Origin of the sequence: Phenylobacterium sp., from assembly GCF_030693405.1 — a bacterium.
Lineage (GTDB): Bacteria > Pseudomonadota > Alphaproteobacteria > Caulobacterales > Caulobacteraceae > Phenylobacterium.
The window spans coordinates 1-11117 of the sequence record NZ_JAUYAW010000048.1 but is presented as its reverse complement, the minus strand read 5'-3'; the positions used below and the strand labels follow the sequence as shown (position 1 = coordinate 11117).

General features: G+C 68.0%; 14 protein-coding genes. 10 read left to right on the top strand and 4 right to left on the bottom strand.

Annotation, left to right across the window (positions count from 1 at the left end):
- Positions 1 to 47: 47 nt before the first annotated feature.
- Both Q8N19_RS10450 and gcvA read right to left on the bottom strand, forming a co-directional pair.
- Positions 48 to 368, bottom strand: coding sequence for a chorismate mutase (locus tag Q8N19_RS10450; RefSeq protein ID WP_305590389.1), 321 nt, complete (start codon positions 366 to 368; stop codon positions 48 to 50).
- Between the two features lie 33 nt (positions 369 to 401).
- Positions 402 to 1370, bottom strand: coding sequence for a transcriptional regulator GcvA (gcvA, locus tag Q8N19_RS10445; RefSeq protein ID WP_305590387.1), 969 nt, complete (start codon positions 1368 to 1370; stop codon positions 402 to 404).
- Positions 1371 to 1543: 173 nt separating this feature from the next.
- Between gcvA and cobA the strand changes: the two genes are divergently transcribed.
- From cobA to Q8N19_RS10415, 6 genes are read left to right on the top strand one after another with little or no spacing between them, the layout of a single operon-like run.
- Complete coding sequence (cobA, locus tag Q8N19_RS10440; RefSeq protein ID WP_371133832.1) at positions 1544 to 2389, top strand: uroporphyrinogen-III C-methyltransferase; 846 nt, start codon at positions 1544 to 1546, stop codon at positions 2387 to 2389.
- Position 2390: 1 nt separating this feature from the next.
- Positions 2391 to 2750 carry a DUF2849 domain-containing protein gene (locus Q8N19_RS10435; RefSeq protein WP_305590385.1) on the top strand — a complete coding sequence of 120 codons (360 nt, stop codon included), beginning with the start codon at positions 2391 to 2393 and terminating at the stop codon, positions 2748 to 2750.
- Positions 2751 to 2760: 10 nt separating this feature from the next.
- Positions 2761 to 4416 carry a nitrite/sulfite reductase gene (locus Q8N19_RS10430; RefSeq protein WP_305590383.1) on the top strand — a complete coding sequence of 552 codons (1656 nt, stop codon included), beginning with the start codon at positions 2761 to 2763 and terminating at the stop codon, positions 4414 to 4416.
- Positions 4400 to 4906, top strand: a complete 507-nt coding sequence (locus Q8N19_RS10425) for a DUF934 domain-containing protein (protein WP_305590381.1) — start codon at positions 4400 to 4402, stop codon at positions 4904 to 4906. Before Q8N19_RS10430 ends, Q8N19_RS10425 begins: the two co-directional genes overlap by 17 nt.
- 2 nt (positions 4907 to 4908) lie before the next feature.
- Positions 4909 to 5664: a phosphoadenylyl-sulfate reductase gene (locus tag Q8N19_RS10420; RefSeq protein ID WP_305590379.1), complete on the top strand. Its 756-nt coding sequence runs from the start codon at positions 4909 to 4911 to the stop codon at positions 5662 to 5664.
- Positions 5665 to 5721: 57 nt separating this feature from the next.
- The gene (locus Q8N19_RS10415; protein ID WP_305590377.1) at positions 5722 to 6534 is read left to right on the top strand and encodes a ferredoxin--NADP reductase; all 813 of its coding nucleotides are present in this window, start codon (positions 5722 to 5724) and stop codon (positions 6532 to 6534) included.
- Between the two features lie 36 nt (positions 6535 to 6570).
- Here the strand turns inward: Q8N19_RS10415 and Q8N19_RS10410 are convergent, their stop codons facing one another.
- Positions 6571 to 7053, bottom strand: a complete 483-nt coding sequence (locus Q8N19_RS10410) for a 3D domain-containing protein (RefSeq protein ID WP_305590376.1) — start codon at positions 7051 to 7053, stop codon at positions 6571 to 6573.
- Positions 7054 to 7219: 166 nt separating this feature from the next.
- Here Q8N19_RS10410 and Q8N19_RS10405 point away from each other — a divergent pair, with 166 nt between their 5' ends.
- From Q8N19_RS10405 to folD, 4 genes are all read left to right on the top strand, one after another.
- Positions 7220 to 7810, top strand: a complete 591-nt coding sequence (locus Q8N19_RS10405) for a glutathione S-transferase family protein (protein ID WP_305590374.1) — start codon at positions 7220 to 7222, stop codon at positions 7808 to 7810.
- A gap of 11 nt (positions 7811 to 7821) precedes the next feature.
- A complete protein-coding gene (locus tag Q8N19_RS10400) occupies positions 7822 to 8838 on the top strand; it encodes a S1/P1 Nuclease (RefSeq protein ID WP_305590372.1) in 1017 nt (338 codons plus the stop codon).
- Positions 8838 to 9290, top strand: coding sequence for an NUDIX domain-containing protein (locus Q8N19_RS10395; RefSeq protein ID WP_305590370.1), 453 nt, complete (start codon positions 8838 to 8840; stop codon positions 9288 to 9290). Before Q8N19_RS10400 ends, Q8N19_RS10395 begins: the two co-directional genes overlap by 1 nt.
- An 85-nt stretch (positions 9291 to 9375) precedes the next feature.
- A complete protein-coding gene (folD, locus tag Q8N19_RS10390; protein ID WP_305590368.1) occupies positions 9376 to 10272 on the top strand; it encodes a bifunctional methylenetetrahydrofolate dehydrogenase/methenyltetrahydrofolate cyclohydrolase FolD in 897 nt (298 codons plus the stop codon).
- A 36-nt stretch (positions 10273 to 10308) separates the two neighbouring features.
- Here folD and Q8N19_RS10385 read toward each other — a convergent pair.
- Positions 10309 to 11117: acetamidase/formamidase family protein (locus tag Q8N19_RS10385; protein ID WP_305590366.1), on the bottom strand; the 809-nt coding region annotated here is incomplete at its 5' end.

The window sequence follows — 11117 nt, the reverse complement described above, 5'->3', positions numbered from 1 at the left end:
CCTGAGCCGTATCTCGTCGAGCCGCTCCAGATCCGGCGCGTGCGTTCTTAGGTCCGGTTCCGGTCCCAGGAGCCGAACTCATAGGCGATGCAGCGATCGATCAGGGTGCGCCAGACCGGCTCTGCGATGGCCTCGGAGAGGCCGGCCTCGCGGGCGGCGGCGCGGACCTTGGCGACCACGTCCTCGATGCGGGCCTCATCCCGCACCACCCCACGGTGCGGCTTGATCCGGGCGGCGGCGTCCATGAAGTCCTGCCGCTCGGCCAGCAGCTTGACCAGCGCCCGGTCCAGGGCGTCCACCCCCTGGCGGACCTCGGTCATGGAGGTGCAGTCGGCAGGCGCCTTGTGGTCGTCGATCTCAATCAGCATTCAGCACTCTGGTCGCTTGTGCGCCGGCGCTCGTTAGATGCCGGCCCCATTGTCTATCGCCCGCAGGGCGGCCTCATGGGCCTGGGCCTCGGCCGTGATCCAGGCGGTGAACGCCTTGACCTGCGGCAGTCGGCCCTTGGCCTTGGGATGGACGAGGTAATAGGCGAAGTCCACCGCCGTGGCGATCTGTAACGGCGCCACCAGGCGTCCGGCCTCCAGATCCGCCTGGGCCAGGGTGCGCTTGGCCAGCGCCACGCCGCGGCCGTTGGCGGCCGCCTCGATCACCAGGCTCGACTGGTTGAACCGCGGGCCGCGCGAGCCATCCACCGTCTTCAGGCCCCGGGCCGCCAGCCACATGGCCCAGTCGGGGCAGGAGGCGTCCAGCTCGGCCGAACCATCGTGCAGCAGGATGTGATTGACCAGATCGGCGGGCTCATTGAGCGGGATGCGGGCCATCAGTTCGGGGCTGGCCACCGCCAGCACCGTCTCGCTCATCAGGTGGGTGACCTCGAGCCCGGGATAGCGGCCCGAGCCATAGCGGATGGCGAGGTCCACCTCGCCGGCGCTCAGGTCCACCAGCTCCATGCCGGCCGACAGCCAGACATCCACCTGGGGGTGGGCTTCCTCGAACTTGCCGAGCCTGGGCACCAGCCACTTGGCGGCGAAGGAGGGGGCAGCCGTGATGCTGAGTCGGCGGCCGTCCACGGCCGCGGTCAGGAGAGAGGCGGCCTCGGCCAGCCGGTCGAAGGCCTCGCGCAGGGCGGGCAGGGCGGTCTGCGCCGCATCGGTGAGCAGCAGGCCCTTCGGCGTGCGTTTAAACAGCGCTGCGCCGACGAAATCCTCAAGGTTCTGTATCTGCTGGCTGACTGCGCCGGGCGTCACCGATAGCTCATCGGCGGCGCGGCTGAAATTCAGGTGGCGGGCGGCGGCCTCGAAGGCGCGCAGGGCGTTGAGGGGCGGCAAACGCCGTCGGTCGCCGCTGCGTTCAGCCTGTCGTTCCATAAGATTTCCTGAACCCCCGGGCAGAACTCCTTGGGTTGCGAAGTGGGGTGGTTTTCCCCAGTTTGCAAGCATCCGGCGGCGTCATGGCCCTTTCGTCGCCGGATATTCGACGGGGCGGGCGCAATCCCGCCCCGTCGGCCTTCGGGCTCAAGCGTGATAGAGAAGCTAAAACCATGGCGACCAGCGACCGATCCACCCGGCGACCCGGCGGTCTCGTCCTTCTGGACGGGGCGAGCGCCCGCGCGGCCGGGATGGTGTGGCTGGTGGGGGCCGGCCCCGGCGATCCGGAGCTTCTGACCCTGAAGGCCCTGAAGGCCCTGCAGGGCGCGCAGGTGGTGGTGCACGACGGACTGGTGTCTGACGAAATTCTCGATCTCGCCCCAGCCGGCGCTCAGCGGATCAGTGTGGCCAAGCGCAAGTCGCGTCATGCCTACCCCCAGGAAGAGATCAACCGCATGCTGGTGGCCTTCGCCCTGCAGGGCTTGAGGGTCGTGCGGTTGAAGGGGGGCGACCCCTTCATCTTCGGCCGGGGCGGCGAGGAGCTGGAAGCCTGCCGTGCGGCGGGCGTCGAATGCGTCATCGTTCCTGGCGTGACTGCGGCCCTGGCGGCCGGGGCCAGCGCCGGCGCTCCCCTGACCCATCGAGGCATGGCCCAGGCGGTCACCTTCGTCACCGGCCACGCGGCCAAGAATGGCGAGCCGGACCTGGACTGGGAGAGTCTCGCGCGCCCCAACCAGACTGTGGTCATCTATATGGGCGTCTCAACCGCGTCCGGAATCGCCCGCAGGCTGACACAGGCCGGCCGTAACCCGGCCACGCCGGCGCTTATTGTCGAGAACGCCAGCCGCGCCGATGAGCGACGGCTGGTCACCACCCTGGCGGGGCTGGCCGAGGCCGCCGCCACCCTGAAGGGGCCGGCCCTGCTGATCGTCGGCGAGGCCATGGCCCTGGCCCAGGCGGGAGACGCCGGGCTGGCGACACAGATTGAAGCTCGCGCCGCCGAGCTGGGAGGCAAGTGAGATGAAGGCCCTGACCGCCAATCGCCTGATCGATGGCGATGTCGTGTTCTGGAAGTCCGGCCAGTGGGTCGAAGGCTTCGGGGACGCCGACCTGTTTGATGATCCCGAAGCCGCCGAGGCCGCCGAGGGCCAGGCCAAGTCCCAGCCCACCGTGGTGATCGACCCCTATCTGATCGACCTGATGGAATCCGACGGCCTCTGGGCGCCGCTGAGCTATCGGGAGCGGATCCGGGCGCTGGGCCCCACCAACCACCCGACCCATGGCAAGCAGGCTGTGGGCGGGGTTGTGATCGAAGCCCTGCTGCATGCCGACGGCGCCGCCCGCTCCAGCGGTCGCGTCAACCTGATCAAGCGTAAGTAAGGAGCGCCGAATGTACCAGTACGACGCTGTCGACCAGGAATTCGTCGCTGACCGCGCCCGGGAGTTCCGCGAGCAGGTGGCCAGGCGCCTGTCGGGCGAGCTGAGCGAAGACCAGTTCAAAATGCTGCGGCTGATGAACGGCCTCTATCTGCAGCTGCACGCCTATATGCTGCGGATCGCCATTCCCTATGGGTCGCTGAATGCGCGCCAGATGCGCCGCCTGGCCCATATCGGCCGGGTCTATGACCGGGGCTATGGCCACTTCACCACCCGCCAGAACCTGCAGTTCCACTGGATCAAGCTGCGGGATGCGCCCGACATCCTCGACCAGCTGGCCGAGGTGGACATGCACGCCATCCAGACCAGCGGCAACTGCATCCGCAATGTGACATCCGACCCCTATGCCGGCGCCACGGCCGAGGAGCTGGACGATCCGCGGGTCTGGTCCGAGGCGATCCGCCAGTGGTCGAGCCTGCACCCGGAATTCTCGTTCCTGCCGCGCAAGTTCAAGATCGCCATCACCGCGGCGCCCAAGGACCGCACGGCGGCCAAGGTCCACGATATCGGCCTGATGATCCGCCGCGGCCGCGACGGCCAGCTGGGCTTTGAGGTGATCGTCGGCGGCGGCCTTGGCCGCACGCCCTATGTGGGCCCGACCATCACCGAGTTCCTGCCGGCCAACCGGCTGTTCTCGTACCTGGAGGCGATCCTGCGGGTCTATAACCGCCATGGCCGTCGGGACAACATCTATAAGGCGCGTATCAAGATCCTGGTCGCCGCCCTGGGGGCTGAGGAGTTCGCCCGTCAGGTGGCCGAGGAGTGGGCCAAGATCGGGCCGGAGGGCGATCTGCCCGACACCGAGCTCGCCCGCATCCGGGGCGCCTTCGCCACCACCGTCTTTGATCCCTTGCCGGCGGTGTCGGCGACCTTCGAGGCGGCCAAGGCGTCTGACCCGACCCTGGCGCGGTTTGCGCGCAACAATCTGCGGCCGCACAAGAAGCCCGGCTATACGATCGTCGAGGTTTCGCTGAAGACCATCGGCGACACCCCCGGCGACGCCACCTCCGACCAGATGGACGTGATCGCCGACCTGGCCGAGCGCTATGGCCAGGACGACATCCGGGTGACCCACGAGCAGAACCTCGTCCTGCCCCATGTGCGTCTCGACGACGTGCCGGAGGTGTTCGCCCAGCTGCAGGCCGCAGGGCTCGCCAGCGCCAATGTGAACCTGATCTCCGACATCATCGCCTGCCCGGGGCTGGACTATTGCGCGCTCGCCAACGCGCGCGCGATCCCGGTGGCCCAGCAGATCGCCCAGACCTTCGCCGATCCCGATCGCGCCGAGGCCATCGGCGAGCTGAAGATCAAGATCAGCGGCTGCATCAACGCGTGCGGCCACCACCATGTGGGCCACATCGGCATCCTGGGCGTCGATAAGAAGGGCGAGGAGTTCTACCAGCTGACCCTGGGTGGCTCGGGCGCCGAGGACGCTTCGGTGGGCAAGATGCTCGGCCCGGCCCTGCCGTACGACAAGGTGGCCGGCGCCATCGACACCCTGGTCGAGGTCTATCTGCGCGAACGCCGCGAGGGCGAGCGCTTCCTCGACACCTATCGCCGCACCGGCGTCGAACCCTTCAAGGAGGCCGTCTATGCCGACGCTCATTAGGCGACAGGACGACGACCAGTTCATCCTGGGCGATGATCCCTTCACCGCGGTGGCCGATGACGAAGGCCTGCCGCCCGGCGATGTGATCATCTCCTTCACCCGCTTCCAGGCCGAGGGCGACCGCCTGCTGGCCGAGGGACGCGCCGTGGGCGTGCGCCTGGAGCCGGCCGAGGAGGTGGAGGCGCTCGCCTATGACCTGCCGCGGATCGCGGTAGTGGCCCTGGCCTTCCCCAAGTACCGGGACGGGCGGGCCTATACCGCCGCCCGGCTGCTGCGGCAGCGGTTCGCCTACGCCGGCGAAGTCCGCGCCGTAGGCGAGGTGTTGCGCGAGCAGGCCGGCTTCATGGTCCGTTGCGGCTTTGACGCCTTCGCCCCGGCTGATGGCGCAAGCCCGCAGGATTGGGCCCACGCCGTCCATCGCCACCGCCACGTCTATCAGCGGGCCGCCGACCTGCGGACGCCCGCCTATGTGGAGCGCGAGGGAGGGTGACCATGGCCTATGACCAGACCGACCACCTCTCCGCCGCCGATCGGCTGGACGGCGAGCTGCGTCATGCAGAGCCGACCGAGATCATCGCCGCAGCCCACCGCGAGTTCGGCGACAAGCTGGCCCTGGTCTCGTCCTTCGGTGCGGAATCGGCGGTTCTGCTGCATCTGGCCGCCCAGGTCAGCCCTGACATCCCGGTCCTGTTTCTCGATACCGGCATGCTGTTTGGCCAGACGCTGGACTACCGGCGCGGCCTGGCCAAGCGCCTGGGTCTGACCGATGTCCGCGACCTGCGTCCGCACTATCAGGATCTGGCGGTGTCTGACCCGCAGGCCAAGCTCTGGCAGACCGACGTGGACGGCTGCTGCCATATCCGCAAGGTCCTGCCGCTTGACCGGGCGCTAGGCGAATTCGACGCCTGGATCACCGGGCGCAAGCGCTTCCACGGGGGCGACCGGCTGGCCATGCGGGTGGTCGAGGAGGCCGACCCGCACGTGAAGTTCAATCCCTTGGCCAACTGGGGCAAGGAAGACCTGGACGCCTATGTCGTGGCCCATGACCTGCCGCCCCATCCCCTGGTGGCGCAGGGCTTTCCGTCCATCGGCTGCTGGCCCTGCACCTCGCCGGTGGAGGATGGGCAGGATGTCCGGGCCGGCCGCTGGCAGGGTTCGCAAAAGAGCGAATGCGGCATACATGTCGCCCGCGCGCCCGGCGTCTCGATGATTGGCGGCGGCTCGGGCAATGTCGGCGGCGACATCTGATCTGCGCCTAAATCTGATCGGCGCCTGAATAGGGCGCCTGAATAGAAAGACGACGTAATGACTGACGTGACCGTGGCCGCGCCGGCCCCGAAGAAGGCCAGCGCCTTCCACCTGGAGACCGTGACCTGGGTCCAGCATTGGACCGACAGCCTGTTCTCGTTCCGCACGACCCGTGACCCGTCCCTGCGGTTCTCCAGCGGGCAGTTCGTGATGGTCGGCCTGGAAGTGGACGGCAAGCCGCTGCTGCGCGCCTATTCCATCGCCAGCCCCGCCTGGCATGAGGAGCTGGAATTCTATTCCATCAAGGTGCCCGACGGCCCTCTGACCTCGCGCCTGCAGAAGATCCAGGTCGGCGATCAGGTGATGATCGGCCGCAAGCCCACCGGCACCCTGGTGCTCGACGGGCTGAAGCCCGGCAAGCGGCTCTATATGCTGGGCACGGGCACTGGCCTCGCGCCTTGGCTGTCGCTGGCTCGCGATCCTGAGGTCTATGAGCGGTTCGACGAGGCCATCGTCACCCACACGGTGCGCAATGTCGCCGACCTGAACTATCGCGAGCTGTTCGAGGAAGATCTGGCCAAGGACGAGATCTTGTCCGAAGTCATCGGCGACAAGCTGCGCTACTACCCCACCGTGACCCGCGAACCCTTCAAGACGCAAGGGCGCATCACCGACCTGATCGCCTCGGGCAAGCTGTTCGAAGACCTGGGTGTGCCGCCGCTGGATCCCGCCGTGGATAGGCTGATGCTGTGCGGCGGTCCTTCGGTGCTGGCCGACCTGAAGACCATGCTGGTCGAACGCGGCTTCGAGGAAGGCTCAATCGCCAAGCCCGGCGACTTCGTGCTGGAAAAGGCCTTCGTCGAAACCTGAGGCCGCGCCTGTAGCCCGAAGGTCAGGACCCCGGCGCTATTTCGCCGGGGGGCAGCCCTTGAACTCACCAACCTTGGTGACCGTCAGCTCGGACAGATTCAGGGGCATCATCGGCTTCATGGAGGCGCGTCCATGGCCGGTGAAGAGGTCGATCTTCTCGCCCTTGATCGCGCCGCCCACATCGGAGGCGTACCAGTAGCCGTCGTGGGCGCCGCCGTCGGGCAGGGGCAGGCCGACGGTTTCCTTGATGAACAGGACCGTGCGGCGGGGGATCAGGCTCTTGTCGATGGCCGCGGTGCGCATGGCGACCACCTTGCAGCCCAGGGAGTCGAGGGCGCCGACGCCCACCGCGCCCGCATGATAGAGGGTCGCCCGCATCTTGAAGGCCGGCGTGCCCGGAAGGCCGCCGGTCATCGCGCCGACGATCAGGTCGCCGATCGGATCGTTCGTCTCGGCCTGAGAACTGGAAGCCAGGGCCAGGAAGGGTAGAGCCGCCAGGGCGGCGAGGCGGCGTCGCATGGCGGCGTCATCCTGCGTCGTGAAACTGGTAGGGGCGTGGGTAGCCGCCCTGGCGCGGGATCGCAAGCCGTTCAATTGAGGTCTTCTCGCGGCGCTACGAGTCTATCTGGCTTGGCGCCTGGCATTGCTCAGTTATCAACAGGCCGGTATCGACCTGGGGATTCATATGCGCCTGAAGATTTACGGGGACTCCATCTCGGGCAACTGCCTGAAGGTGAAGTGGACGGCCGAGCGGCTGGGTCTGGACTATGAGTGGATCGAGATCGACCTGCTGAAGGGCGAGACACAGACGCCGCAGTTTCGCGCGATCAATCCCGCGGGCCAGGTCCCGGTGGTCGTTCTGGCGGACGGGCGGCCGCTCGCCCAGTCCAACGCCATCATCCTCCATCTGGCCGAGGGCTCCGACCTGATCCCGAGCGACGCCTATGCCCGGGCCCGGATGCTCGAATGGATGTTCTGGGAGCAGTATAGCCACGAGCCCTATGTGGCCGTGGCGAGATTCCATGTGATCTATCAGGGCCGGGCGGTGGCGGACCTCGATCCCAAGCTGGTGGCCAGGGGGGCAGGCGCCCTGCAACGGCTCGAGGACGGGCTGGAGGGCGCTCAATTCCTCGTGGGTGACCAGCTCAGTCTCGCCGATGTCGCCCTGGTCGCCTATACCCGGCTGGCTGGCGAGGGCGGTTTCGACCTGGCGCGCTATCCCAAGGTGCAGGCCTGGATCGCGCGGGTGGAGGCGGCCCTGCCCATCACGTCCTAGGAGTCTCCGCGATGCGGATCGCAACGCTTCCCCTCGTCCTGGCGGCCCTCGCCATCATCTCGCCCAGCTCGGCCCTGGCCTGGGGCGGGCATGGACACCGGATCATCGGCGTGGCGGCGATGGAGGCCCTGCCGGAAGAGATTCCCGCCTTTCTGCGCGATCCCACCGCCATCAGCCAGATCGGCGAGCTTAGCCGCGAGCCTGACCGCTCCAAAGGGGCGGGGAAGATCCACGACAGCAACCGCGACTCCGCCCACTTCGTGGACATCGACGACGCTGGCCTCGTCATGGGCGGCCCCCGGTTCGAAAAGCCCCTGGCGCCCACCCGCGCCGACTATGAGGCGCAGCTTCAGGCCGCCGGGACCGACAGCTGGAAGGCCGGCTATCTGCAGTACTCCATCGTCGATCAGTATCAGCAGCTGACCCTGGACTTCGCCTACTGGCGCGTTCTGGTCGCCGCCGAGGCCCGCGAGACCGATCCGGGCCGGCGCGCCTGGTACGCCGCCGACCGGGCCCTGCGCGAGGGCCTGCTGAAGATGACCATCGGCTCGCTGTCGCACTATGTGGCCGATGGCGCCCAACCCCTGCATACGACCGTGCACTACAACGGCTGGAACGCGGACTATCCCAACCCGAAGGGCTACACCACGGCCAGGATCCACGGCCTGTTCGAGGGCGAGTTCACCCGGGCCAATGTGGACCTGGCTGAGCTGAAGGCCGCCATGTCGCCCCTGCGGCTGTGTGACTGCGCCATTGAGGATCGCACGGTCGACTACATCCTGGCGGGGTTCGCCGAGGTGGAGCCCTTCTACGCGCTGGAAAAGGCGGGGGGTTTCGCCGCGGCCGATCCGCGGGGCGTCGCCTTCGTCCTGACCCGCACCAGCGCCGGCGCCTCGGAGCTGCGGGACGTGATCGTCGAGGCCTGGCGCGACAGCGCCGACTCCCAGGTGGGCTGGCGTCCGGTGAAGGTCGCCGATGTGGAGGCCGGCCGGGTCGATCCGTTCGACGCCCTGTTCTCCATCGACTGATGGCCACGGTTCCGCAGTTCGGCGTTCCTCAGCCCGGTCGTCCCTATCCCGACCGGCCCGTCGCCTTTGGCGTAGGTCTGCGGGACGGGCAGGTGGCCCTGGTGCGGGTGGAGCCCGCCGATGGACCCGCCCGCATCGACCTGCCGGGCGGCGGCATCGATCCTGGCGAGAGTCCCGAGGCGGCCATGACCCGGGAGTTCCTGGAGGAGACCGGCCTAGACGTCCGCCCCCTGAGCCTGCTGATGCGGGCTGACCACTACTTCGTCAATGGCGCGGTCGAGAGCTTCAACACCCGCGGCGTCTTTTTCGTGGCGGAGGTCATCGCCGAGCGCCCGGAGCGGAAGATCGAGGCTGATCACACCCTGTTCTGGCGACCGCCTGAGGCGGCGCTCCGTCTGCTCAGCCGCGACAGCCACGCCTGGGCCCTGACCTGCTGGCTGCGGCGGGGCTGACCCACCGGCGCGCCCAGGGCGGCGCGTTGCGCGAACCGGCTCCACGCTTTAGTGGCAGGCGCATACGAAACGCGCAGGAGTCGTCATGTCCCAGGCCCAGATCATCGACGGCAAGCTCTATGCCGAACGCGTCCGCGCCGGCGTGGCCGAGGAGGTCGCTCGCCTGCGCCAGGACCACGGGCTGCAACCGGGCCTGGCCGTCATCGTGGTCGGCGATGATCCGGCCAGCCAGGTCTATGTGAAGTCCAAGGGCGAGCAGTCCTTGGCCGCAGGCATGCATTCGGTCACCCACCGCCTGCCCGGCGACGCCAAGCTGGACGAACTGCTGTTGTTGATCGCCGGGCTGAACGAGGACGCGCGGGTGCACGGCATCCTGCTGCAACTGCCCCTGCCGGACCATCTGGACACCCGCGCCGCGCTGGCCGCTATCCATCCGGACAAGGATGTGGACGGCCTGCATGTGGTCAACGCCGGACGACTGGCCAGCGGCGAGCCGGCCCTGACGCCCTGCACGCCACTGGGCTGCATGATCATGCTGCGCGAGACCCTGGGGGACCTGTCAGGCAAGACCGCAGTGGTCGTGGGCCGCTCGGTTCTGGTGGGCCGGCCGGTGGCCCAGCTGCTGCTGCAGGCCGACTGCACGGTGACCATCGCCCATTCCCGCACCCGCGACCTGCCGGCGGTCTGCCGCCAGGCCGATATCCTGGTGGCCGCCGTCGGCCGGCCTCAGATGATCCGCGGCGACTGGATCAAGCCCGGCGCGACGGTGATCGATGTTGGGATCAACCGGGTGCCCTTCGATAATCCCGAAAAGGCCGCGGCGGGCAGAACCAAGCTGGTGGGGGACGTGGCCTTCAAGGAGGCCCGCGAGGTGGCCGGCGCCATCACCCCGGTGCCCGGTGGGGTGGGCCTGATGACGGTGGCCTGCCTGTTGCAGAACACCGTCACCGCCGCCAAACGACAGCACGGCCTCGACGCGTGATCGCGGAGGCGGCGTGGGGCGCCGCCTCCGGTCGGTCTACTCGGTCCAGTAGGGGGTGGTTTTCAGGAACAGCTTCTTGGGCACGGTCCCGTAGATGATCTCCACGCCGTCCACGGCTTCGGCGACCGCGAAGTCGACCGCGATGCTGGAGATCGAGTAGGCGTCCGCCTTGGGAATGCCAGCGTGCGCCTGCAGGAAGGCCACCGTGTTTTCCACCGACTTGCGCAGCGCGTTGTCCAGGTCCTCATCCAGACCCATGACATAGAAGTTCTCGGCGTCCTCGGCGAAGGGGGCGGGCATGGAAGCGCCCTTGCCCTTGTGGACGATGAACTGGAGCGTGCCCGTCAGCGAGGCCTCGATGGCGTTGCCTGAAACCTCCCCATCGCCTTGGGCGGCGTGAGAGTCGCCCGTGTAGAACAGGGCGCCCGGGTTGAAGACCGGCAGGTAGAGGGTTGAGCCGACCACCAGGCGCTTCAGGTCCATGTTGCCGCCGAAGATCCCCGGCGCCCGTGACCCGACCGAGCCGATGGCCGGATCGGGCGCCACCGCCATGATCCCCAGGAAGGGGCCGAGGGGCACTTCGATCTCCGGGGAGAACAGAGCCACGTTCCGCTCCAGGTCGAACTTCAGGATCTTCTGAACCTGCTCAGTGAGCAGGCCCGGGACCACCCCGCCGGTCCCAGGGCTGTTGACCCCATAGGGAACGCGATGCTCCAGATCGATGACCCGGATTTCCAGCATGTCGCCGGGCTCGGCGCCTTCCACATAGATGGGGCCGGTGAGGACGTGGCCCCGCCAGCCTTCGCCTGTGCTGGCCGCGGCGATGTCCTTGACGTCCTGCAGCA